Source organism: Vogesella lacus, assembly GCF_979366295.1.
In genome coordinates this window covers 280,445-304,394 of record NZ_CEETQT010000001.1, presented here as the reverse complement: position 1 = coordinate 304,394, position 23,950 = coordinate 280,445, and the positions used below count along the sequence as shown (strand labels likewise).

At 57.9% G+C, this 23,950-nt stretch carries 17 protein-coding genes; 15 read left to right on the top strand and 2 right to left on the bottom strand.

What is annotated here, in order from left to right:
* The 12 genes from ACZ9W6_RS01420 to ACZ9W6_RS01365 all read left to right on the top strand — a co-directional run bounded on the left by ACZ9W6_RS01420 (position 1) and on the right by ACZ9W6_RS01365 (position 15,145).
* Positions 1–444, top strand: a complete 444-nt coding sequence (locus ACZ9W6_RS01420; protein ID WP_465189265.1) for a protein YgfX — start codon at positions 1–3, stop codon at positions 442–444.
* Entirely contained in the window at positions 444–1,712 is a 1,269-nt protein-coding gene (gene folC / locus ACZ9W6_RS01415) for a bifunctional tetrahydrofolate synthase/dihydrofolate synthase (RefSeq protein WP_465189264.1), read from the top strand. Before ACZ9W6_RS01420 ends, folC begins: the two co-directional genes overlap by 1 nt.
* A 7-nt stretch (positions 1,713–1,719) precedes the next feature.
* The gene (locus tag ACZ9W6_RS01410) at positions 1,720–2,577 is read left to right on the top strand and encodes an SPOR domain-containing protein (RefSeq protein ID WP_465189263.1); all 858 of its coding nucleotides are present in this window, start codon (positions 1,720–1,722) and stop codon (positions 2,575–2,577) included.
* A 3-nt stretch (positions 2,578–2,580) separates the two neighbouring features.
* The gene (locus ACZ9W6_RS01405; protein ID WP_465189262.1) at positions 2,581–3,066 is read left to right on the top strand and encodes a CvpA family protein; all 486 of its coding nucleotides are present in this window, start codon (positions 2,581–2,583) and stop codon (positions 3,064–3,066) included.
* Between the two features lie 71 nt (positions 3,067–3,137).
* Positions 3,138–4,673, top strand: a complete 1,536-nt coding sequence (purF, locus tag ACZ9W6_RS01400; RefSeq protein WP_465189261.1) for an amidophosphoribosyltransferase — start codon at positions 3,138–3,140, stop codon at positions 4,671–4,673.
* Positions 4,674–4,755: 82 nt separating this feature from the next.
* A complete protein-coding gene (locus ACZ9W6_RS01395; protein ID WP_465189260.1) occupies positions 4,756–5,937 on the top strand; it encodes an O-succinylhomoserine sulfhydrylase in 1,182 nt (393 codons plus the stop codon).
* A gap of 181 nt (positions 5,938–6,118) precedes the next feature.
* Positions 6,119–6,754 carry a TetR/AcrR family transcriptional regulator gene (locus tag ACZ9W6_RS01390; RefSeq protein WP_465189461.1) on the top strand — a complete coding sequence of 212 codons (636 nt, stop codon included), beginning with the start codon at positions 6,119–6,121 and terminating at the stop codon, positions 6,752–6,754.
* Between the two features lie 34 nt (positions 6,755–6,788).
* Complete coding sequence (locus tag ACZ9W6_RS01385; protein ID WP_465189259.1) at positions 6,789–9,242, top strand: acyl-CoA dehydrogenase; 2,454 nt, start codon at positions 6,789–6,791, stop codon at positions 9,240–9,242.
* Positions 9,243–9,326: 84 nt separating this feature from the next.
* A complete protein-coding gene (locus ACZ9W6_RS01380) occupies positions 9,327–9,710 on the top strand; it encodes an acyl-CoA thioesterase (protein ID WP_465189258.1) in 384 nt (127 codons plus the stop codon).
* Positions 9,711–9,858: 148 nt separating this feature from the next.
* Positions 9,859–11,301, top strand: coding sequence for an OmpP1/FadL family transporter (locus ACZ9W6_RS01375; protein ID WP_465189257.1), 1,443 nt, complete (start codon positions 9,859–9,861; stop codon positions 11,299–11,301).
* 193 nt (positions 11,302–11,494) lie between these two features.
* A complete protein-coding gene (locus ACZ9W6_RS01370) occupies positions 11,495–13,870 on the top strand; it encodes a 3-hydroxyacyl-CoA dehydrogenase/enoyl-CoA hydratase family protein (protein WP_465189256.1) in 2,376 nt (791 codons plus the stop codon).
* A 72-nt stretch (positions 13,871–13,942) separates the two neighbouring features.
* Entirely contained in the window at positions 13,943–15,145 is a 1,203-nt protein-coding gene (locus ACZ9W6_RS01365; protein WP_465189255.1) for an acetyl-CoA C-acyltransferase, read from the top strand.
* Positions 15,146–15,220: 75 nt separating this feature from the next.
* Here the strand turns inward: ACZ9W6_RS01365 and ACZ9W6_RS01360 are convergent, their stop codons facing one another.
* The gene (locus tag ACZ9W6_RS01360) at positions 15,221–16,474 is read right to left on the bottom strand and encodes a diguanylate cyclase (protein WP_465189254.1); all 1,254 of its coding nucleotides are present in this window, start codon (positions 16,472–16,474) and stop codon (positions 15,221–15,223) included.
* 113 nt (positions 16,475–16,587) lie between these two features.
* Here ACZ9W6_RS01360 and ACZ9W6_RS01355 point away from each other — a divergent pair, with 113 nt between their 5' ends.
* From ACZ9W6_RS01355 to ACZ9W6_RS01345, 3 genes are all read left to right on the top strand, one after another.
* Positions 16,588–19,410 carry a valine--tRNA ligase gene (locus tag ACZ9W6_RS01355; protein WP_465189253.1) on the top strand — a complete coding sequence of 941 codons (2,823 nt, stop codon included), beginning with the start codon at positions 16,588–16,590 and terminating at the stop codon, positions 19,408–19,410.
* A 57-nt stretch (positions 19,411–19,467) separates the two neighbouring features.
* Positions 19,468–20,307, top strand: a complete 840-nt coding sequence (locus ACZ9W6_RS01350; protein ID WP_465189252.1) for a hypothetical protein — start codon at positions 19,468–19,470, stop codon at positions 20,305–20,307.
* A gap of 404 nt (positions 20,308–20,711) precedes the next feature.
* Positions 20,712–21,890, top strand: coding sequence for a nuclease-related domain-containing protein (locus ACZ9W6_RS01345; RefSeq protein WP_465189251.1), 1,179 nt, complete (start codon positions 20,712–20,714; stop codon positions 21,888–21,890).
* A gap of 99 nt (positions 21,891–21,989) precedes the next feature.
* On the opposite strand, the gene ACZ9W6_RS01340 is transcribed toward ACZ9W6_RS01345, so the two are convergent.
* Positions 21,990–23,627 (bottom strand): methyl-accepting chemotaxis protein, encoded by a 1,638-nt coding sequence (locus ACZ9W6_RS01340; RefSeq protein WP_465189250.1) that lies wholly within the window; start codon positions 23,625–23,627, stop codon positions 21,990–21,992.
* Positions 23,628–23,950: the final 323 nt, after the last annotated feature.

Here is a 23,950-nt window from a genome sequence, read left to right as displayed (position 1 = left end):
ATGCAGCCGCGGCATTACCCGCCAGTTGCGGCCAACCTTGCATTTTCATGGTTGGCCGCAATCGTATTGACGCCGTCGCCTTTGCTGTTGTGGTGGCAATGCCTGCAGCAGCCGGATGGGTATTTGCTGGTGGCGGCCTTGCTCGCCAGCGTGCTGTGCTGGCGGCTATTGACCGGCTCGGCTGGACGGGCGCTGCAGATTGATTACCGCGGACGCTTGTCGCTGGATTTCGGCCAGGGGCTACAGGCGTGCAGACTGCTTGATAGCAGCAGTGCCTGGCCGTGGCTGCTTTGCTTGCGACTGCGAGACGAACGGGGCGGCTCGCATGCCGTGCTGGTGTGGTGCGATGCCGTGCCGGCCGAAACCCACCGCGCCTTGCGCGTATATATCGCCTGGAGCCGTCAGCAAGACGCCGGGCAGAATACTGAACAGAAGGATTATTGATGGCGCGTTTCGACACATTGCCAGACTGGCTGGCGCATCTGGAAGCCATTCACCCGGCCGCGATCGATATGGGGCTGGCGCGGGTCAGCAAGGTGCAGGACCGCATGGGGCTGCGGCCAACGTTCCCGGTCATCACCGTTGGCGGGACCAATGGCAAGGGCTCGGTCTGTGCGATGTTGTCGACGATTTTCGAGCGCGCCGGTTTCAAGGTCGGCACTTACACCTCGCCACACATCGTGCATTACAACGAGCGTGTGGCCATCAATATGCAGCCGGTGGCTGACAAGCGCATCATCGACAGCTTTCAGGCGATTGAAGACGCGCGCGGCGATACCACGCTGACTTATTTCGAGTTCGGTACCTTGGCCGCGATGCACAGCTTTATCGAAGAAGGCGTGGATGTGGCGGTGATGGAAGTCGGACTGGGTGGCCGGCTGGACGCTGTCAATATTTTCGAGCCTACCGTGTCGGTGGTGGTGAGTGTCGATCTGGATCATCAGGCGATTCTCGGCAATACCCGCGAGCTGGTCGGCTTTGAAAAGGCCGGCATCTATCGCCCTAGCAAGCTGGCCATCTGTGCCGATCCGAATCCGCCGCAAAGCCTGCTGGATCACGCTGCGGCGATTGATGCCGATCTCAAGCTGATCGGTCGTGACTTCGGTATCAGCAAGCTGGAAAACCAGTGGTCGTTCCGTATGGGCGATCATCACCGTCATGCACTGCCGATGCCGGCGCTGCGCGGCGAGTACCAGCTGGTCAATGCGGCTGCGGTATTGGCGGCGCTTGAAGGCGTGCGCGAGGTGTTGCCGGTGGGTATCGGCGCGATCAAGCGTGGCCTGCTCGAGGTGGATTGGCCGGGGCGCTTCCAGGTCTTGCCCGGTCGCCCGTTGGTGATTCTGGACGTTGGCCACAACCCGCACGCCGCCCGCGCACTGGCTGACAGCCTGCGTCGCATGCCTTATGCCCAGCGGTGCATTGCCGTGTTCTCGATGCTGGCCGACAAGGACCTGGCGGCAACAATTGCGCCACTGAAAGACGAGTTTGATGCCTGGTACGTGGGCGGACTGGATATGCCGCGTGGTCAGAAAGCGGCAGCGTTAGCCGCACAGCTGGCTGATCTGGGTATCAAGTCCATCATGCAGTTTGAATCAGTTGCCGACGCATGGCATGCAGCGTTCTCGGCGGCGGGTGAAAATGATAGAATCACGGTTTTCGGCTCCTTCCATACGGTAGCCGAGGTCATGGCCGCTAGAAATAGTCGGGATTGAGGGGAATATGTCGCTTTCTGCACACGAAGAGTTGCTGATGTTGCGCAAACGGGCGCGCCGCCGCCTGATTGGTGCAATCGTGCTGGTCGGGTTTGCCGTGCTCGTGTTGTGGAATGTTCTCGAAAAGCTGCCGCAGCAAGAGATGAAGCCGCAGTCGGTCGAGATTACCGGCCTGCCGGCCTCGGCCGAAACGCCGGTGGCGCCACCCGTGGCTGCATCGGCGCCCGAGCCCGATATTCTGGCGGTGCTGCCCCCGGAGGATGCGATTATTCCGCCCGCTGATACCTCGCAGTCTGTGCCGCTTGCGCCGACGGCTCCTCTTGCACCGACTGCGACGACCAAGCCGGTGCCTGTGCCCTCGGTGCCGCCGACGGTAAGCACTCCGCCTGTTGCCGTGACTAGCCCAGCTGCGACAGCAGTTCCTGCTGTTGTGCCGCCTGCGCCAGTCAAGCCGGTCAGCAAGCCTGAAGCCAAACCGGAGCCGAAGCCCGAGCCCAAGCCTGTTGCGAAGCCTGAAACAGTAAAACCGCCAGTGGCCGAGAAAAAGCCTGAGCCGGCGCGCAAGCCTGATCCGATGGCTATTCTGGAAGGGCGCGATGCCCCCGAGCCAGCGGTCGCACCCAAGGCCAGCAGTACGGGTAGCTTCAATGTGCAGTTGGCCGCACTGTCTGATCCGGAAAAGGTCAGCAGCCTGCGCCAGCGCTTGTCGGCAATTGGCGTCAGCGCCAGTTTTAGCAAGGTGCAGACCAGCAAGGGCGAGGTTACGCGGGTGCGTGTCGGGCCGTTTGCCTCACGCGAGCAGGCTGATGCGGCCTTGCGCAAGCTAGAACGTGCCGGGGTGACCGGCATCATCGTGAACAAATAAGCAATGACGGCTCTGGACTGGATCATTCTGGCAGTGATGGCTGGCTCGATGGCGATTGCGCTGTTTCGTGGCCTGGCCGCCGAGCTGCTGTCACTGTTTTCCTGGCTGATTGCCTTTTGGGTGGCCAAGACCTTTGCGCCGCTGGTGTCGGGTTTTGTGCCGATCGGCGGGGCGGGGCTGCAGCTGATCGTTGCCTTTGTGCTGCTCTTGCTGTCGTGCTGGTTATTGACAGTGTTATTCCGCCTTACGCTGACAGCCTTGCTGGATGCGACCGGGCTGGGCGGGGTCAATCGTTTTCTTGGTGTGGTATTCGGTTTCATGCGTGGCTTGTTGCTGGTGACGGTGCTGGTGATGCTGGCAGGCTTGAGCGACATGCCGAAAAAGCCGGTGTGGAACGAAGCCTTGCTGGTGCAGCCGTTCGAATCTGTCGCCTTGGCGGCGCGGCCGTGGTTGCCGGAGCTGCTGGCCAAGTCGATGCAGTTTTCTTAGCAATATCAGAGGGGTGATGGCGTGATCCGCCATCACCCCTTGTTTTTACTCGTGTAGTCTGGGGATTAACTATGTGTGGAATTCTTGGGGTGGTAGGTCAGACGCCCGTTAACCAGTTGTTGTATGACGGCCTGCAGCTTTTGCAGCATCGTGGTCAGGACGCGGCTGGTATCGTAACGGCCAACGGCAAGACCTTTCACATGCATAAAGGCAGCGGTCTGGTGCGTGATGTGTTCCGTACCCGCAATATGCGTTCGCTGCTGGGCAATGCCGGCATCGGCCATGTGCGCTACCCCACGGCCGGTTCGGCCTCCAGTCTGGCCGAGGCACAGCCGTTTTATGTGAACTCGCCATTCGGCATCGTGCTGGCGCACAACGGTAACCTGACCAATACCGACGAGTTGAAGCAGGATATGTTCCGTAACGACCTGCGTCATATCAACACCAACTCCGACTCCGAAGTGCTGCTCAACGTACTGGCCCACGAACTGGCTACCCGTGTGGAGAATGCGGCGCTGACGCCGGATGCGGTATTTGGTGCAGTTGAGGCGGTGCATCGTCGCGTGCGCGGTGCTTATGCCGTGGTGGCGATGATTGCCGGTTATGGCCTGGTGGCGTTCCGCGATCCGCACGGCATCCGTCCGATGGTAATGGGCAAGAATGTCATTGAAGGCCGTAGCGAATATATGTTCGCCTCCGAGTCGGTAGCGCTGGACTGCTCGGGCTTCAAGCTCGAGCGCGACGTGCAGCCGGGCGAGTGCGTGTATGTGACTTTCGAGGGTGAAATGCAGGCGCGTCAGTGTGCCGAAAACACCAAGCTGGCACCTTGTCTGTTCGAATACGTCTACTTTGCGCGTCCGGATTCTGTAATCGATGGTGTGTCGGTTTACCAGTCGCGTCTGAATATGGGTGAAATGCTGGCTGACAAGATTCGTCGCCAGTATCCGCATATCGAGATTGATGTGGTGATCCCGATCCCGGACTCCAGCCGCCAGAGTGCGCTGCAACTGGCCAATGCCATGGGTCTGCCGTACCGCGAAGGCTTCATCAAGAACCGTTATATCGGTCGTACCTTCATCATGCCGGGTCAGGCAGTGCGCAAGAAGTCGGTGCGCCAGAAGCTCAATCCGGTAGCGCTGGAGTTCTCCGGTCGCAATGTACTGCTGGTGGATGATTCCATCGTGCGCGGTACCACCTCCAAGGAAATCGTGCAGATGGCACGTGATTCCGGCGCGAAGAAAGTCTATTTTGCTTCGGCGGCACCGGCCGTACGCTTCCCCAACGTCTACGGTATCGACATGCCGACCCGCGCCGAGCTGCTGGCGACCGGCCGTGACGAGCGCCAGATTGCCGACGAGATCGGTGCTGACGAGGTGATCTATCAGGATCTCGAGGCGCTTGAGCAGGCGGTGCACAGCATCAATCGCAATCTGGATGTGTTCGAGGCGTCCTGCTTCAGTGGCTGCTACATCACCGGCGACATCAACGAGGCGTATCTTGATGCCATCGAGGCGGCTCGCGGCAAGAGCAAGGCCGAAGGCAAGGATGAGGGCAGCCAGCAGATGGTCGACCTGAATCTGAATGTGGCCGAACAGAACCTGATCTAATGTGCTTATAACAACAATGGTTGGCCGCCATGGCCAACCATTGTTATCTTTAGGTATTTGCTTAAAGCTGCCTGGGATTGTCATGTCACAAGAAGATCATTGCCTGAATCTGCATCCGGAAACGCTGGCCATTCGTGCCGGCCGCGAAGTCAGCGAATATCGCGAGCACAGTCAGAGCTTGCACCTGACCTCGAGCTTCACCTTTGATAATGCCGCGCAAGCTGCTGCCATGTTCCTCGGCGAGATTGACGGCTTTACCTATTCCCGTTTTACCAATCCGACGGTTTCAGCTTTCCAGGCGCGTCTTGCCGCGATGGAGGGGGGCGAGCGAGCGATTGCCACTGCCAGCGGCATGGCGGCGATTCAGGCCACCATGCTGACCCTGCTGAAGTCGGGCGATCATGTGATTTCCTCGCGCAGCCTGTTTGGCTCCACCATCAATCTGTTCAATACCGTGCTGGGCAAATTCGGTGTCGAGACGACTTATGTCGATGCGGCCAACCTTGATGCCTGGCGTGCGGCGATTAAGCCGACTACGCGCGTACTGTTCCTTGAAACGCCTTCCAATCCGCTGACCGACCTTGCCGATATCGCGGCGATTGCCGAGATTGCACATGCTGCCGGTGCCTTGCTGGTGGTGGATAACTGTTTCTGCTCGCCGGCCTTGCAGCAGCCGCTGAAACTGGGCGCGGATCTGGTGGTGCATTCGGCCACCAAATACCTGGACGGTCATGGCCGCGTGATGGGTGGTGCGGTGGTCGGCTCGGACAAGCTGGTCGAGCAGGTGTATCTGCATGTGCGTACAGCCGGCCCGACATTGGCACCATTCAATGCCTGGGCCTTGTTGTCCGGTCTTGAGACACTGTATCTGCGCATGGAAAAGCACTCGGCCAATGCGCTGGCGGTGGCCAAATGGCTGGAGCAGCAACCCAATGTTGGCCGCGTATTCTACCCGGGTCTGCCTAGTCACCCGCATTACGAGCTGGCGAAGCGACAGCAGTCCAGTGGCGGGGCGGTGGTGTCGTTTGAGGTCAAGGGTGGTCGCGAAGCGGCCTGGAAGGTGGTGGATGCGGTCAAGGTGATTTCACGCACGGCCAACCTTGGTGATGTGAAGACCACCATCACCCATCCGGCTTCGACTACGCATGCGCGCATTACGCCGGAGGCGCGTGCAGCGGCCGGTATTACCGAAGGCTTGTTGCGTCTGGCCATCGGTCTGGAGCATGTGGATGATGTGTGCGCCGATCTGGCGCGCGGCCTGTAACAAAACCATTGTTTCAATCAAACGGCAGTCTAAAATAAGACTGCCGTTTTATTTCTATCGGGAGAGGCCCCATGCATAACTTGACACGGGTCAAATATAAACGTAAGTTTCAAACGCTTGTTCGAAAATCATGATGAGCAAGGCGACGCAATTACTCAATACAATGAAAGCGCAAGACGACATGGAAGTGAGCAAGCCCGATACGGCGACCCGCATTCTTGATGTGGCGGAGCGCCTGTTTGTCGAGCATGGCTTTGAGGCAACCTCGCTTCGCATGATCACGCAGCAGGCCGAAGTCAATCTTGCTGCGGTGAATTACCACTTTGGTTCCAAGGACGCGCTGTTCGAGTCGGTTTTCATGCGCAGGATCGGTCCGTTCGTGACTGTCTGCCTGACCGAACTTGACGCGCTGGAACAGTCCGGACAAACCTTGACTGCCGAGAAACTGGTGCTGACCTTTATCAAGCCCTGTCTCGCGCTGTCAAAAGACCCCTCGAGGGGCGGGGCCATGTTTGTCCGGCTGATGTCGCGCACGCTGGTGGAAAACCACCGTCTGCTGCGCGAGGCACTGAATCAGCAATACAGTGTCTTTGTCCAGCGTTATACCAGCGCATTCCAGACGGCTTTGCCGCAGTTTGGTGCCGAGGAAATCGCATGGCGCATGCATTTCGCCTTTGGCGTGATGTTCAATGCCTTTGCCGGTAATGATGTCTTGAAGATTTTTGTCCGCAGCCAGGTTGTCTCGGCAAGAGATCCTGACATGGTGGTCAAGTATCTGGTGCCTTTCGTTGTGGCGGGGTTGACGGCGCCCGCTTGATTGACTTTCAAAGGTCAACACGAGGGTATCCATAATGACATCTGCTATTGTTTTGATCCTGCTGCTGGGCGCGCTGGCTTACTTCCGCGCACCCGTGCTGGCATGGACTATCGCCATTGCGGGCTGGCTGGCCGGCTTGCAATGGTTGGCCGCATGCCCTGTGCCGGTCGCCGTCTGGGCGATTTTCGGTGTCGTGGCAGCTGTACTGAATCTGGTACCGCTGCGCCGCGCGCTGTTTACCGGCCCGGTCTTCTCCATCTTCAAGAAAATCACCCCTGCGATGTCCCAGACCGAGCAGGAAGCGATCAACGCCGGTACTGTCTGGTGGGATCGTGACCTGTTCTCCGGCAAGCCGGACTGGAACCGTCTGCACAGCTTCCCCGACCCGAAACTGACTGCCGAAGAGCAGGCTTTCATCGACGGCCCGACCGAAGAGCTGTGCAAGATGGTCGACGACTGGAAGATCACCCACGAGCTCAAAGACCTGCCGCCTGAAGTGTGGCAGTTCATCAAGGACAACGGTTTCCTTGGCATGATCGTCAAGAAGAAATACGGCGGTCTCGAATTCTCCAACTATGCCCACGCCAAGGTAGTGACCAAGATCGCTACCCGCGGCGGTACGGCTGCCGTTTCGGTGATGGTGCCTAACTCGCTCGGCCCGGGCGAATTGCTGCAGCACTACGGCACCGAAGCGCAAAAAGACTATTACTTGCCGCGTCTGGCCAAGGGTCTGGAAGTGCCATGTTTTGCACTGACTAGCCCGTATGCCGGTTCTGACGCTGGCGCGATTCCTGATTTCGGCGTGGTTTGCCGTGGCTCCTATACCGATCCGCGCAGCGGCCAACGTCACGAGAACGTGCTTGGTGTACGCGTGAGCTGGGAAAAGCGCTGGATTACCCTGGCGCCGGTTGCCACCATTCTGGGCCTGGCTTTCAAGATGTACGACCCGGATCACCTGCTGGGTGACAAGGAAGATATCGGCATTACCTGCGCATTGGTACCGACCGAGCACGAAGGCGTGGCCATCGGCCGTCGTCACTTTCCGGGTGGTGCGGCCTTCATGAACGGCCCGACCTGGGGCAAGGATGTGTTCATTCCGCTGGAGTGGATCATCGGTGGCCGCGAGTACGCAGGCCAGGGCTGGCGCATGCTGGTCGAGTGTCTGTCGGTTGGCCGCTGCATTTCGCTGCCGGCGATGTCGGTAGCGTCCGGCAAGGTCGCGTCTTACACCACCGGTGCTTATGCCCGTATCCGTGACCAGTTTGGTCTGTCCATCGGTAAGTTTGAAGGCGTAGACGAGGCGATGGCACGTATCGGCGGCTACACCTACCAGATGGAAGCGGCGCAGGATCTGGCGCTGACCGGCCTCGATAACGGCGAGAAGCCGTCCGTATTGTCGGCAGTGCTCAAGTATCACAATACCGAGCGCATGCGCAAAGCCCTGAATGATGCGATGGATGTGCACGGCGGCAAGGCTGTGGTGCTGGGCCCGCGCAACTATCTGGCACGTGCCTATCAGGCCATCCCGATTGCGATCACCGTCGAGGGGGCTAACATCCTTACTCGTTCGATGATTATCTATGGTCAGGGTGCGATCCGCTGCCATCCTTATGTGTTGCGTGAAATGAAGGCTGCGATGTCGAATGATGCAGCTGACTTCGACAAGGCCATTACCGGCCATATCAACTTCGTGATCAGCAATGTGGTGCGTTCGCTGTGGATGGGTCTGTCCGGTGCCAAGTTTGTCGGCAGCCCGAAAGGTGGCGAAGTAGCTGGCTACTACAAACAGCTGACACGTTTCTCCAGCGCTTTTGCCTTGCTGTCCGATATGGCGATGTTCAGCCTCGGCGGTTCGCTGAAGTTCCGCGAAAAGCTGTCTGCGCGTCTGGGTGATATGTTGTCCAATCTGTATATCGCCTCGGCCTGCCTGAAGCGCTTCGAACGTGACGGCGCACCGAAGGAAGACCTGCCAGTGCTGAAGTGGGCGGTCGAAAACGCACTGTATGACCTGCAGCAGGCGATGGATGGCTTCCTTGCCAACCTGCCAAGCCGCATGTTGGCCGCAGTGCTGCGCAAGGTGATTTTCCCGTGGGGCCTGACCATGAAGCCGGCCAGCGACCGCATCGGTACCCAGGTGGCACGCAGCCTGATGGAACTTGGCCCGACCCGCGAGCGTCTGACCAAGGGCATTTTCGTGCCACAGGATGAAACTGACCCGGTTGGCGTACTGGTGCCGGCACTGAAAGCCATGCTGGAAACAGAACCGGTCGAGCAGAAGCTGCGCAAACTGGCGCGTGACGGCAAGTTCAAGACCATCACCGCGCGTGATCGTCTGGCCGAAGCGCTGCAGGGCGGGGTGATTACCCAGGGCGAATTTGATGCTGTGACTCGTGCGCGCAAACTCAAGCGCGATGTGATCATGGTTGATGATTTCGACATGAAGCTTGATCAGCATGATGACAAACTGCTGGAACGTTTGATCTTCTGATTGGCTAGGCAATAATAGAGTCGGGCGGTAACGCCCGCTCTGTCGATGGTGCCTTGCCAGACAGGGTGCCACCGAGAGAGAAAAATGACACAGACAACACATAACGAAACGCAACGCCAGCCCATTTTGCGGGTGCGGGCGGAGCCGCGCAGCACCAATGCCCACGGGCGCGTGCATGCCGGCTGGCTGATGTATCAGCTGGATGTGGCCGGCGCCATTTTTGCCGAGCGGCTGGCCAAGGGGCCGGTTACCACGGTTGCTGTCAATGCCTTCCAGCTCACCAGCCCGATTCATCTGGGGGATGTTGTCTCTCTGTATGCAGAATGTTTCCGCCTCGGGCAGAAATCGGTCACGCTTAAAATCACGGTCGAGGCCGAGCGGCTGATGGGCGAAACCGTGCCGGTTACCGAGGTTATCGTGACCTATGTTGCCATTGATGCAGATGGCAAATCCCGCCTGATCTCCTGAAGCAACAGGCAGGATTTTTAAAACAGTTGTTTGGAACGAATGCTCGAAAATCACTGGTCATGGTATTCGAGTATGGGTAGTATCTACAAAACCGTAGATCAAACGGTTGTTTGCACGTCTGTATAACAATGCACAGAGGGAATGACACATGAAACTGAAGCTCGTTAGCTTGTCCATCATGATGATGGGCGCCTCCACACTGGCTGTGGCTTCCGGTTACCACTTCGGTACCCAGTCGGTAAGCGCCCAATCCACCGCTAACGCCAGTGCGGCCGAAGCCTCCAATGCTTCGACAATTTTCTACAACGCTGCGGGCATGACCAAGCTGGAAGGTACCAACTTCTCCGGCGCACTGAATCTGGTTGCCCCTAGCGTTGAGTACAGCAATGCCAAAGGCTTCTACCCGCCGAATCCAGGTAATGGCAGCAGTATTTCCCCGACGCCAGCCGGCGCGATCAGCGGTGCCAGCAGTGGCAAGATCACCGATGATCTGATCGCCGTACCGCAGATGTATCTGACCCACCAGCTGAATGACAAGGCAACTGTTGGTCTGGGTGTTTACGTACCGTTTGCGTCCGAAACCGAATACCAGCGCAACTCCGTTCTGCGTTACAACCTGAACGCGACCTCGCTGAAGACCATCGACTTCAACCCGACTCTGGCGTTGAAACTGAACAATAACCACGCCGTTGCATTCGGCCTGGTTGCCCAGCACGCTGAAGCAACCCTACGTCAGTACGCTAACTTTGGTGCGCGTATTCCTGCCGGTACCCCGCCTGCGATGGCGGCCAACGGTGCCGTTGATGGTTACGCGGATGTCGAGGGTGATGACTGGGGCTTCGGTTTCAACCTGGCCTGGATGTGGGATGTCAACGAGAACACCACCGTTGGCGCCAACTACCGTTCGGCTGTCAAGCATAGCCTGACCGGCAATGCCAAGTGGAGCATCTCTGAAAATGCCAAGGCAATTCCGGTTGCTGCCGGTGTGAGCTTCTACGACGCGCTGCGTGCGGCCGGCTATGCGGCTGACGAAAGCGCCAAGGTCGATATCAAGACGCCTGAGTCGCTGTCCTTGCACTTCATGCACAAGGCTAATCCGAAGACCAAGGTATTCGGTGATGTGACCTGGACCCGTCACTCGCAATTCAATACCGCCAATCTGGTATACGGTAACAGCAAGCCGGGTGCGGGTGGTGCGGCTACCAATGTAACCGTGCTGACGCCTAACTGGCGCGACACCTACAAGCTCGCGCTGGGTATGGCCTACCAGACCAGCGACCAGCTGGAACTGCGCGGTGGTGTTGCTTATGACAAGACGCCAGTGCCTAGCGACGACAAGCGTCTGGCCACCATGCCTGACAACGACCGCTACTGGTTCTCCGTGGGTGCCAACTACCAGCTGAGCAAGATGAGCAGCCTGGATCTGGCTTACAGCTACATCCATATCAAGGATGGCAAGGCCAATGTGAACGGCTACTGCGGTGGCAGCGTACCGGGTGCAGTGAACTGTGTATCCAGCTACACCAATGGCACCGCCGATTACAAGGCTAGCGCCCAGATCGTTGGCGTGCAGTACAACCATCGCTTCTAAGCTTTATCAGGAAGCATGCGGCCAACCTTGCGGTTGGCCGCAGGACACGGCGCGGGTCGTCGTGTTTTTTTCGGGGCTTGCTGAATAGTGGTTCAGCTATTTTTGCCTGACAGCAAGTCGTGAATGACTCACCCGGAAACTATAATCCGGGGAGTGCCAACCATGTTTGTTCGTAAAAACAACCGAGGAAATCATGTCTCAGACCAAGTTCAACGTGCGCAAGGTAGCCGTACTCGGCGCCGGCGTGATGGGTGCGCAGATCGCCGCTCATCTGGTGAATGCCAAGGTACCAACCGTACTGTTTGACCTGCCAGCCAAGGAAGGTCCGAAGAGCGCGATTGCCCTGAAGGCTATCGAGGGGCTGAAAAAGCTCAAACCGTCCCCGCTGTCCAACAAGCAGGCGGTCAATTTCATTCAGGCGGCCAACTACGAAGAGCACCTGCACCTGCTGAAAGAATGTGATCTGGTGATCGAGGCGATCGCCGAGCGCATGGACTGGAAAGCAGACCTGTATGCCAAGGTTGCGCCATTCCTGGGCGAAGACACCATCTTCGCGACCAACACTTCCGGCCTGTCGATCAACCAACTGGCTGATTCGCTGCCGGTGGCGCTGAAGCCACGCTTCTGCGGCGTGCACTTCTTCAACCCGCCACGCTATATGCACTTGGTGGAAATCATTCCTTGCGTCGGTTCCGATGCCGGTATCCTCGACAATCTCGAGCGTTTCCTGGTGTCCACCTTGGGCAAAGGCGTGATTCGCGCCAAGGACACCCCGAACTTCGTGGCCAACCGCATCGGCGTATTCTCGATGCTGGCGACCATCGCCAACGCCGAAAAATTCGGCATCCGCTTTGACGTGGTAGACGACCTGACCGGCCCGCGCCTCGGTCGTCCGAAGTCCGCGACATTCCGTACTGCCGATGTGGTCGGTCTGGATACCTTCGCCCACGTGGTGAAGACCATGGAAGACACGCTGCCTAACGACCCGTGGCATGCCTACTTCAAGTCGCCACAGTGGCTGCAGCAGCTGATCGGTGATGGTGCCCTGGGTGCCAAGACCAAGCGCGGCATCTACAAGAAGGAAGGCAAGCTGATGTTTGTCTTCGATGCGGCCAAGGGCGAATATGTCGGTTCCGGCGAGAAGGGTGATGACGCAGTCAAGGCCATCCTGAAAATCGAAAATCCGGCCGAAAAATTCCAGAAGCTGCGCGAGAGCGAGCATCCGCAGGCGCAGTTCCTGTGGGCGTGCTTCCGCGACGTATTCCATTACATTTCCTACCATCTGGGCGATATCGCCAACTGCGCGCGCGATGTGGACTTCGCGATTCGCTGGGGCTTCGGCTGGTCGGTAGGCCCGTTCGAAACCTGGCAGGCTGCCGGCTGGCAGCAAGTTGCCAAGTGGATTGCCGAAGACATCGCTGCCGGCAAGTCGCTGGCTGCCGCCGAAATGCCGGCGTGGGCGCTCGAGGCTGACCGTGCCGGCGTACATTTCGCCAGCGGTTCTTACGATGCTGCCGAAGGCAAACTGGTTGGCCGCAGCACGCTGGATGTTTACCAGCGTCAGCTGGCCCCGGCCAAGGTATTGGGCGAAGTACAAGCGCCGCTGGGCGAAACCGTGTTCGAGAACGACGGTGTCCGCGCGTTTACTACCGGTGATGAGGTGCTGGTGGTGTCCTTCAAGTCCAAGGCGCACGCCATTGGCCCGGATGTACTGGACGGTCTGAATACCGCCATCGATATCGCCGAAGCCCGCTTCAAGGGCTTGGTGATCTGGCAAACCGAAGAGCCGTTCTCCGTGGGTGCCGACCTGCAGTCCATGCTGCCGGCCTTCATGATGGGCGACTGGGACAGCATCGACGCCATGGTGCGTCGCTTCCAGAGCACTTCGCTGCGTCTGCGTTACAGCCTTGTGCCGACCGTGGCGGCAACCCAGGGTTATGTATTCGGCGGCGGTTGCGAGTTCGCCATGCACTGCGACAAGGTCGTAGCGGCACTCGAATCCTATGTCGGTCTGGTTGAAGTCGGCGTCGGCCTGCTGCCAGGGGGCGGCGGTTGCAAAGAGTTTGCCATGCGCGCTGCTGCTGAGGCACAGGGCGATGTGTTGGCCGCAGTGAAGGACTACTTCATGGCTATCGCGACTGCCAAGGTGGCGACCAGTGGTCACGAAGCGCAGGAAATCGGTTTCTTCCGCGAGACCGACAGCGTGGTCTTCAATGCCTACGAGCTGCTGTATGTGGCCAAGAAGCAGGCGCTGGCCATGTTTGAATCCGGCTACCGTCCGCCTATGGCTGGTGCGACCTTCGCAGTTGCCGGCCGTAACGGCGCAGCGTCGATCAAGGGTCAGCTGGTGAACATGCTGGAAGGCAAGTTCATCTCCCAGCACGACTTCACCATCGCCGGCCTGATCGCCGACGTGATGACTGGTGGCGACGTCGAGCAGGGTACTCTGGTCAACGAGCAGTGGATTCTGGATCTGGAGCGCAAGGCCTTCATGACCCTGCTGAAGAGCAGCAAGACCCAGGACCGCATCGCCAATATGCTGACCACCGGCAAGCCGCTGCGTAACTAAGACAAGCCAGGAATTCCGGCAGGATGGCATTGCTGAGGGGCTGGCCAGCCTGCCGACAGGAGATTTGCAAACATGGTTAAACAAGTACAAGAAGCTTACATCGTTGCCGCCACCCGTACCCCGGTCGGCAAGGCACCGCGCGGCATGCTGCGTCACGTGCGTCCGGACGACATGCTGGCACACGTGATCAGCGGCGCGCTGGCACAAGTGCCTCATCTGGACCCGAAGCTGATTTCCGATTGCGTGGTTGGCTGCGCCTTCCCGGAAGCGGAGCAGGGCCTGAACATGGCGCGTATCGGCGTGCTGCTGGCGGGTCTGCCTGACACCGTTGGCGGTATCACCATCAACCGTTACTGCTCGTCCGGTATCAATGCCGTGCAGATCGCTGCCGACCGCATCCGCATGGGTGAGGCTGATGTGGTGATTGCTGCCGGTTCCGAGTCGATGTCCATGGTGCCGATGATGGGCAACAAGGTATCGCTGAACCCGGAAATCTTTGCCAAGGACGAGAACTACGCTATCGCCTACGGCATGGGTCTGACCGCCGAGAAGGTTGCCCAGCAGTGGGGCGTGTCGCGTGAAGATCAGGATGCTTTCGCGATGGAATCGCACCGTCGCGCCATCGAGGCGATCGACGGCGGCAAGTTCAAGAGCGAGATCACCCCGCTGGAAGTGACTTATCGCACCCCGAATCTGGAAACCGGCGAAGTCATCAGCAAGACCCGCGTGCTGGATACCGACGAAGGTCCGCGTCGTGAAACCACGCTGGAAGGTCTGGCCAAGCTGAAAACCGTTTTCGATGCCAAGGGTTCGGTAACGGCCGGTAACTCCTCGCAGATGTCCGACGGTGCCGGTGCGGTGATTCTGGTCTCCGAGCGTGTACTGAAAGAGTTCAACCTCGTGCCGTTGGCGCGTTATGTGACTTTCTCGGTAAAAGGCGTGCCGCCAGCCATCATGGGTATCGGCCCGAAAGAGGCGATCCCTGCCGCTTGCGCCCAGGCCGGCATCAGCCAGGCAGACCTGAAGTGGATCGAGCTGAACGAAGCCTTCGCCGCACAGGCGCTGGCCGTGGCGCGTGATCTGGAGCTGGATATGTCCAAGGTCAACCCGCACGGTGGCGCGATTGCTCTGGGCCACCCGCTGGGTGCGACCGGTGCCATCCGCGCGGCGACACTGGTACACGGCATGCGCAATGCCGGCATGCAGGGTTACGGCATGGTAACCATGTGTATTGGTACCGGCATGGGTGCCGCCGGCATCATCGAAGTGCTGTGATGCAGTATTGCGGCCAAGGTTGGCCGCAATGAGAAAGCCCCGCAATCGCGGGGCTTTTTTCATGGCAGCCGGCGTTCAGGCCGATTCGGGCATATTGATTTTCGGGTCGAAGCACACGCGGTTACGGCCGGTCTGTTTGGCGCGATACAGCGCCTCGTCGGCGCATTTCAGCGATTGGTAGATATCGCGATCCTTGCTGCTGGCGTAACCGATGCTGACTGTCATCTGCAGGGCGGTGCCATCCGGCGTATGGAAGTGGTTGCTGGCCAGCTGTTTGCGGAATTCCTCCAGCCGGCGCAGGTTTTCGACGCACTGGTCAAACGGCAGCAGCACCACGAATTCCTCGCCACCCATGCGCGCGCAGATCGCATCGTCAAAATGCTGGCAAAGCGTACTGGCCAGATAGCGCAAGGCCTCGTCGCCGACATCGTGGCCGTGCTGATCGTTGATGTTCTTGAAAAAATCGATATCCAGCATTGCCGTGCCATATTCGTCTTCTCGACTCTGGGCAAGGTCAAAGAAATGGCGGCGATTATGCAGGCCGGTCAGCGGGTCTTCGTTGGCCGCACGTGCCAGTGCGCGCAAGTTTTCGACAAACTCGATGTTGCGGGTGACGCGGCAGAAAAACTCTTCATGGTTGAACGGCTTGTTCAGGAAGTCATCGGCACCGGCTTTCAGAAAACGGGCACTCATATGCGGGTCCTGGCTGGCCGAGATGCCGATGATGGCCAGATCAGCCGTGCCACGGAAGCGACGCGCCTCGCTGCACATGCTGACGCCGTTCTTGCCCGGCATATCGTGATCCAGCAAAACCAGCCGGATGTCCGGGTCGGCGCGCAGCAGTGCTAGTGCCTCGTCGGCCGTGCCGGCTTCCAGTACCTGGAATAACTGGCGTTTCAGCAGCATGCGCAGGTAGTTGCGGATTGATGGCGAATCATCGACTACCAGCACCTTGATATCCGGGTTCAGTTGCACCCGCTGTACCATCTTGACTGCATAGTCGAAAGACGAAGGGTTGTCCTTGGGGATGTAATCCATCACCGGATTCAACATCACCTTTTCGCGCGTTTCGGTGTCGTTGCGCCCAGTCAGCACGATAGTCGGAATGCGTTTGGCCAGTACGACGGGCAGGGTTTCGCCATCTGGTGCATCGGGCAGGCAGTAATCCAGCAGGCAGGCAGAAAAGGCCGTGTCCGCAGCGAGAATATTCTCGACCTCGGCACGGCTGGTGGCTGCAACCGTTTCAACCTCGATTTTTTCCAGCATGCGGCAGATGGTGCGCAAAACAGCCTTGTTGTCTTCTACTACCAGAACGCGGGTATCGGTCATGTGGGTGTGTGATATGTGTTTGTGGCGAGTTGTCATGCGTCCTAGGGACGATGACGACGATTCAGTTTATAATCTGAACCATTTTTCTGCATCGATAAAAAGTGCAATTTGCCATGACAACCGAACTTGCCAAGAGCTACGAACCGGGCGACATCGAACGCCGCTGGTACGACCAATGGGAACAGTCCGGCTACTTCCAGCCGCACATGGACACCACCAAGCCTGCCTTCTGCATCCAGCTGCCACCGCCCAACGTCACCGGCACGCTGCACATGGGTCATGCGTTCAACCAGACCATCATGGATGGCCTGACCCGATACTACCGCATGAAGGGCCACAATACTGCCTGGATTCCGGGTACCGACCACGCCGGTATCGCCACCCAGATCGTGGTAGAGCGCCAACTGTCCGAGCAGGGCATCAGCCGCTTCGACCTCGGCCGTGACGCCTTCACCAGCAAAGTCTGGGAGTGGAAAGAAAAATCCGGTGGCACCATCACCAGCCAGATGCGCCGTGTCGGCTGCTCGGTAGACTGGGGCCGCGAATACTTCACCATGGATGACGCCCGCGCCGAGGTGGTGACCGAAGTCTTCGTTCGCCTGTTCGAGCAAGGCCTGATCTACCGTGGCAAGCGCCTGTCCAACTGGGATGCCAAGCTGGGCACCGCTATCTCTGACCTCGAAGTGGTTTCCGAGGAAGAAGACGGCCACATGTGGCACATCAAATATCCGGTGGTGGGTAGCGACGAGTTCCTGACTGTCGCCACCACCCGTCCGGAAACCCTGCTGGGTGACGTGGCCGTGGCCATCGCCCCGGACGACGAGCGTTACCAGCACTTGCTGGGCAAGCTGGTCGAGCTGCCGCTGACCGGCCGCCAGATTCCGGTGATTGCTGATGAATACGTCGACAAAGAGTTCGGCACCGGCTTCGTGAAAATCACCCCGGCGCACGACTTCAACGACTACGAAGTCGGCAAGCGCCACAACACCCAGCTCATCAATGTGATGTCGCTGGACGCCACCATCCTCGCCAAGGCGCAGGTATTCGGCTTTGACGGTACTGCGCAGGGCACTATCGACCTGCCGGCCGCCTACGCCGGTCTGAGCACCAGCGAAGCGCGCAAAGCCATGCTGACCGATCTGGATGCCCAGGGCCTGCTGCTGGAAGCCAAGCCGCACAAGCTGATGGTGCCGCGTGGCGACCGTACCGGCACCGTGATCGAGCCGCTGCTGACCGACCAATGGTTCGTCGCCATGAGCAAGGTAGGCGAGGGCGATGCCACCGGTAAATCCATCGCCCAGAAAGCCATCGACGCTGTCGCCAGCGGCGAAGTGCGCTTCATCCCGGAAAACTGGGTCAACACCTATAACCAGTGGATGAACAACATCCAGGACTGGTGCATCAGCCGCCAGCTGTGGTGGGGTCACCAAATTCCGGCCTGGTACGACGAAGACGGCAATATCTACGTTGGCCGCACCGAAGCCGAAGCGCAAGCCAAGGCCCCGGGCAAGACCCTGCGCCGCGAACAAGACGTGCTGGACACCTGGTTCAGCTCCGCGCTGGTGCCGTTCTCCACCCTGGGCTGGCCAGCCGACACCGCCGAGCTGCGCGCCTTTGTGCCGTCGCAAGTGCTGGTCACCGGCTACGAAATCATCTTCTTCTGGGTTGCCCGGATGATCATGATGACCACCCATTTCATGGGCAAGGTGCCGTTCCGTGACGTGTACATCCACGGCATGGTGCGCGACCACGAAGGCAAGAAGATGTCGAAGTCGGAAGGCAACGTCATCGACCCGGTCGACCTGATCGACGGTATCGCCTTGCCAGAGCTGGTAGAAAAGCGTACCACCGGCCTGCGCCGCCCGGAGACCGCGCCGAAGATTGCCAAGGCCACCGAAAAGCTGTTCCCGGACGGCATCCCGGCCTACGGCACCGACGCGCTGCGCTTCACCATGGCCAGCTACGCCACGCTGGGCCGCTCGGTCAACTTCGACTTCAAGCGCGCCGAAGGCTATCGCAACTTCTGCAACAAGCTGTGGAACGCCACCCGCTTCGTGATGATGAACGTGGAAGGCAAAGACTGCGGCCAGGACGAAAGCCTGCCGCTGGAATTCAGCTTTGTTGATCAGTGGATCATCGGTCGCCTGCAACAGGCCGAAGCCGACGTCACCAACGCTCTCGAAACCTACCGTTTCGACCTCGCCGCCCAGATCATCTACGAATTCATCTGGAACGAGTACTGCGACTGGTATGTCGAGCTGGCCAAGGTGCAGCTGCAAACCGGCAACGAAGCGCAGCAACGCGCCACCCGCCGCACCATCGTGCGTGTGCTGGAAGTCGCCCTGCGCCTGACTCACCCGCTGATGCCGTTCATCACCGAAGAGCTGTGGCAGACCGTTGCCCCGCTGGCCAACGCCAAAGTCACCGACAGCATCATGGTGGCCCCGTGGCCGGTAGCCGTGCCGGAGAAGATCAATGCCGAGGCCAATGCCCGCATGGAAGCCTTCAAGGACATGGTCAACGCCGTGCGTAACCTGCGTGGCGAAATGGGCATCGGCCCGGCCGTCAAGGCCCCGCTGTTCATCGAAACCGCGGACGCCTCGGTGGCCGACTTCGTGCCGTACCTGAAGCTGCTGGCCCGTCTGACCGAAGGCAGCATCGTCGCCGCCTTGCCGGCAGACGACGCTCCGGTGGCGATTTCGGGTAATGCCCGCCTGATGCTGAAAGTCGAAATCGACAAAGCCGCCGAAACCGCGCGCCTGACCAAGGAGCAAGGCAAGGTGGAAGCAGAGCTGGCGAAGCTGACCGCGAAGCTGGAGAAGCCGGGTTACACCGACAAGGCCCCGGCGCATCTGGTAGAGCGCGACAAGGCGCAGCTGGCGGAGTTGAATGACAAGCTGGAGAAGGTTAAAGCGCAGCTTGCTAAGCTGGCTTGATAGCTGATTGTCATCCGTGATAAAACCCCCGTCATCGAAAGGTGGCGGGGGTTTTTCATGCGGAAATTTTATATTTTGGTAATTTTTGGTGTTGTTGCTGCCATTCTGACGTTAGTCCTTGTATATGGGAGTTTTTTTGGGTTTCAGTTGGAGCCAATATCCATTAAACCTGTAGGCAAAGAGCAAGTTTCAAACTTGGAATCTATACGCTCGGCTTGGGGCCAGTTTGGGGACTTCTTCGGAGGTGTTCTGAATCCAATTCTTGGATTTGCTAGCTTGATTCTTATCTTGCATTCGTTGTCCCAAAATAGAATCGCACTTGAACAAAGTGAAATGTCTCTTCGTCTAAGTGAAGAAGCATTAAAGATTAATGCTGAAGAGTTGAGATTGTCGCGAGAGGAAGCCAAGCGTGCTGCGGATGCATTGGAAGCAAATAGACAGAGTCTTGTTGATCAGTATGGCTTGATGAAGATTAGCGCAAAAAAGGATGAGCTTTTTAAATTCTATTCTATTCTAATTTCTAGTATCGACTCGTGGAATAAAGAAAATTCATCCGGGAAATCAAGTAATTTGGATGAAATAAATTCAGCAATGAGTGCAGTTGACTTTGGTTACTATCGACATGGGCTTGATATTTCTTTAACCGCTGATGCACAGTTTCGCTTGGGATTACTGCTTAACTCCTTGGCTTCCGTTTTGGATGAGATGGTTGAAGTTGAAATGGCTGACTCTGTCTTGGGAGCGGTGCAGTCGGTATGTACTCATCATGTTGAAATTGCTCTGTTTCTTGATATTATTGATGAGGAAACTGCTAGGGTCCTTTTTCCTAATGTACGAGATATATCATCCATTATGGATGAGTCGCTACTGAGTTCAATTCCGGAAGAGGAGAAGTAAACTATCAAGCTTAATTCTCTGAAATATGGTTTAGCTTAGTAGATTGGACTGAGTGAAACGAAGCCCAACGCTTACCGTGATAAATCCAAAGGTTGGCCGCATGCCGTGATGGTATTGCGGCCAACGTTGTTTTGGGTCTGGTATCCGCTGACGCGGAGGATGTTTTGGATGCCGGTTCCGCCCGGCAAGACGGGATAGGGGGCGGATCGCCGCCCCCTATCAACCCCGCTTGCCCGCCGCTGCTCGAAACCCCGTGCAATCAGCCTCGCCACGGGCGCCGCCAAACTCGCGGCTCGCTAACGGCTCGCCACTCGGACAAACGGCGGCTTAAAACCCGTGGCAAGCCAGCTTGCCCGGCTCGCGCTAACGGGCAGGGTCGCGGCTTGTAGGTTGGGCTGAATGAAATGAAGCCCAACGTTTACCGCGATAAATCCAAAGGTTGGCCGCATGCCGTGGTGGTTTGCGGCCAACCTTGGTGTGGCAACCATTGGTCATTGAATTCAATCGCCATAGTCATTTTGCGTATAATGTCTTCGTTCTGGCGATGGTTCTGCATGATGATTCTGAAAGAGAAAGCTTTTACCCAAGCAAAAGACTGGAAACAGGCGGCGGGCGATGCGGCCGAGAAGGAGATGGCACATTATCTGCGCCGGTATTTTGGTGATGAGTCCGATGTGCTGGTGTTGAATGATATCCGCTTGGAAATGGATGGTGATGCTGCGCAAATGGATCATCTGCTGATTCATCGCGGCGGCTTGACCATCATCGAGAGCAAGAGTGTGTCAGGCAAGTTGCAGATGAAGCCGGATGGCGAGTGGCTGCGCTGGTATGAGGATCGCTCGCAGGGGATGGCCTCGCCCTTGGTTCAGGCGCGCTTGCAAGCCGAGTTTCTGCGTAAATTTTTACGGCGCATGGCAAAGCAGCCACAGGTGATTGATGCGCTGCAAATTGATTTCTATATCGCGATTTCCAGTAAAGGCCAGTTCATCGCACCCCGCGGCATGACTGTAGCGGAAGTGTGCAAGGCTGACCTGATTGGCGAGAGGGTGCGTGGCAGGTTGCAGTGTGATGAGGTATTTGGCGCGCCGTACCGCAAGGTACTGGGCGATTATCTGGTGCGTATGCATAGCCCCTTAAGCCCGCCAGCAAAGCCTGTGGAGCCGACACCACCAGCACCGCAGGCTGTGCCGGCTGAACCGGTGGTGGTGCAGCAAAAGCGGGATAGCACAGATCAGCCAGCTAAAAAGACGGCGGACAACTTCCGCTATATCGGTGACAGCCTCCCTGAACCGAGCTTGCTCGGCAGCATTTTCGGCACGACTGCACGGCGTAAAGTGTATGCAACGTTTTGCCGCTCTTGCTCCTCTGAAGCACTCGAGTTTCGCTATGGCAAGTTCGGTTACTTTTTGCGTTGTCTGAATTGCGGTGGCAATACCGCAATCAAGATGGATTGTCGCAAATGTGGGCGGCAACCACGGCTGCGCAAAGACGATAACTTGCTCTATGTCGAATGCCAGCCATGCGGTTTGAGCGAGGTACTATATCGCAACGGCAAGACGGCAGAGGTGTTGTCGCGCTCGTGACATTGTTTGCAAAAACGTTGGCCGCACACCATTTTGGTATGCGGCCAACGTTTTTTTAGTCGACTGCGCGGGGTGCGTGATGCCATCCCGCCAACAGACTTAGCCGACGCGATAGGCGGTGACTTCCTGATGCAGGTGGTCGGCCAGGCTGTCCAGCTGCTTGGCGGTTTCGGCAACGGAGTGTGCGCTGCGGGTGCTGGATTCGGTCATCTGCACGATTTGCTCGACGCGGTTGGCCAGCATCTGGCTGGCGTTGCTTTGCTCGGCCAGCGACTGGTTGACGTCGCCAATCACGTTCACTACCGAGCGTGCGCTGTCGGCGATTTCGGTGATGGTGTCGCCGGCTTCTTGCGATAGCTGCAGGCTGTTTTCTACCTGGTCTACCGAGCTGCGCATCTGCTGCGCCATGCTGCGGGCGTCGCGTTGTACGGTTTGCAGCATGCTGGCGATTTCCTGTGCCGAACGGGCAGTGGTTTCCGCCAGCTTGCGCACTTCGTCGGCCACCACGGCGAAGCCGCGGCCTTGTTCGCCGGCGCGGGCGGCTTCGATGGCGGCGTTCAGCGCCAGCAGATTGGTCTGGTCGGCCACGTCGCGAATTACTACGGTGATGCTGGAAATCTGCTTGGTGGATTCGTCCAGCGCTTCGGCCGAGCGGGCGGCTTCGCGGATTTCGCCGGCGGTGTGGCGAATGTCTTCCACCATATTGGCGATCAGTTTGGCACCATTGCTGGCGGCCACGCCGGATTGCTCGGACAGCTTGCGCGCATCGCCGCTCAGCTCGCTGATATGGCTGATGCTGGTGGAGATTTCTTCCAGCGCGGCAGCCATGGTCGAGCATTCGTCAGACTGGCGCTCGGCGCTGCTGCGGACTTCGCCGGAGTTGTGGGCGAGTTCGCTGGCCGAGTTTTTCAGCGAGTCGGACTGCTGTTGCAGGTGCTGGATGGTGTGCGCCAGATTGCCGATCAGCTGATTGGTAGCCTGCGACATATTGCCGATTTCGTTATTGCCCTGATAGCTGATGCGCTGGTGCAGGTCTTTGTCGCGGGCCATGCGTTCGATGTCTTGTTCCATGCTGCGCAGCGGCAGGCTGATGGCGCGCGAGATCCACCACGCCAGTATTACGGCGATCAGGATGGCGCTCAGGCTGGCAATCAGCAGGTGGGTTTCCAGCCGCTGGCCGCTTTCGTCCACGGCTTTGGCAATATCGGCCACGCGCTTGCTGGAGATTTCGGCAATCTTGGCGGTGCTGTCGCCCAGGTCACGCATCGGCTGTTTGAACGGCATCAGCGCGGCATCGGCTTGTACTGGCGAGGTGAAAGCGCCGCTGACAATCTGGGCGTGAATGTCATGAATCACCTTGCGATAGTTTTCTACCTGCTGCGGCATTTTCTCGGCAATCGGCTGCATATCGGCTGATAGCGGCAGCTTGCGGAAGATTTCGATTTGCGCGAGCAGTTCGTCCACAAGTTTGTCGTGGCCTTTTTTCATGAATTCGACCGATTCGCTGGCCGGATTATTGATAGCCAGAAAGATGCTTTTTTCGCGCTGGCGCACGCGGGTTTGCAGATAGTGGATCTGCTGGGCAACGTCGCCAATCACCACATCCTGATTCAGCGCCTGCGTGCTTTGCTTGTGCAGCTGCTTGACACTCAAGTAGCCCAGGCCGGTGGTGCCGAGCAGAAATAGCAGCATGACGGCGAAGCCTGCTTTTAATTTTGCGGTGATCTTGCTGAACATGCCTGCCTCCAGAGAATAGTTTTTATTTCGATAATAATGAATGACTTAACCGGATTATTCCATGGTTTATGCCAATAACACCATCAGCTTTTATGCTAGATTTCATTGCTTAATTCAATTTTAAATAGAATGATTATTAACTGGATATTTTGGGTCAAAATTGACTCAAAACACGAATGCTTGAATGAATCCACTGGGTCATATCGCATAAAATAATGCTGAATATCCAGCCCGATAGAGCGGTTATTCCGTTGGGGCTGTAAGCCAATTTGTGTTTATTGCACCTGTCCGGCTTGTTCGCCGGTTTTAGGGTAGTAGCCGTC

Excerpts from the sequence above, each read along its gene's own strand:
- ACZ9W6_RS01365 (WP_465189255.1), top strand. The coding sequence starts at position 13,943 with ATGGTTAAACAAGTACAAGAAGCTTACATCGTTGCCGCCACCCGTACC.
- ACZ9W6_RS01340 (WP_465189250.1), bottom strand. The coding sequence starts at position 23,627 with ATGTTCAGCAAGATCACCGCAAAATTAAAAGCAGGCTTCGCCGTCATG.
- ACZ9W6_RS01385 (WP_465189259.1), top strand. The coding sequence starts at position 6,789 with ATGACATCTGCTATTGTTTTGATCCTGCTGCTGGGCGCGCTGGCTTAC.
- ACZ9W6_RS01355 (WP_465189253.1), top strand. The coding sequence starts at position 16,588 with ATGACAACCGAACTTGCCAAGAGCTACGAACCGGGCGACATCGAACGC.
- ACZ9W6_RS01390 (WP_465189461.1), top strand. The coding sequence starts at position 6,119 with ATGGAAGTGAGCAAGCCCGATACGGCGACCCGCATTCTTGATGTGGCG.
- ACZ9W6_RS01395 (WP_465189260.1), top strand. The coding sequence starts at position 4,756 with ATGTCACAAGAAGATCATTGCCTGAATCTGCATCCGGAAACGCTGGCC.
- ACZ9W6_RS01350 (WP_465189252.1), top strand. The coding sequence starts at position 19,468 with ATGCGGAAATTTTATATTTTGGTAATTTTTGGTGTTGTTGCTGCCATT.
- ACZ9W6_RS01345 (WP_465189251.1), top strand. The coding sequence starts at position 20,712 with ATGAAGCCCAACGTTTACCGCGATAAATCCAAAGGTTGGCCGCATGCC.
- ACZ9W6_RS01420 (WP_465189265.1), top strand. The coding sequence starts at position 1 with ATGCAGCCGCGGCATTACCCGCCAGTTGCGGCCAACCTTGCATTTTCA.
- ACZ9W6_RS01405 (WP_465189262.1), top strand. The coding sequence starts at position 2,581 with ATGACGGCTCTGGACTGGATCATTCTGGCAGTGATGGCTGGCTCGATG.
- ACZ9W6_RS01410 (WP_465189263.1), top strand. The coding sequence starts at position 1,720 with ATGTCGCTTTCTGCACACGAAGAGTTGCTGATGTTGCGCAAACGGGCG.
- ACZ9W6_RS01375 (WP_465189257.1), top strand. The coding sequence starts at position 9,859 with ATGAAACTGAAGCTCGTTAGCTTGTCCATCATGATGATGGGCGCCTCC.
- ACZ9W6_RS01370 (WP_465189256.1), top strand. The coding sequence starts at position 11,495 with ATGTCTCAGACCAAGTTCAACGTGCGCAAGGTAGCCGTACTCGGCGCC.
- ACZ9W6_RS01380 (WP_465189258.1), top strand. The coding sequence starts at position 9,327 with ATGACACAGACAACACATAACGAAACGCAACGCCAGCCCATTTTGCGG.
- purF (WP_465189261.1), top strand. The coding sequence starts at position 3,138 with ATGTGTGGAATTCTTGGGGTGGTAGGTCAGACGCCCGTTAACCAGTTG.
- ACZ9W6_RS01360 (WP_465189254.1), bottom strand. The coding sequence starts at position 16,474 with ATGACCGATACCCGCGTTCTGGTAGTAGAAGACAACAAGGCTGTTTTG.
- folC (WP_465189264.1), top strand. The coding sequence starts at position 444 with ATGGCGCGTTTCGACACATTGCCAGACTGGCTGGCGCATCTGGAAGCC.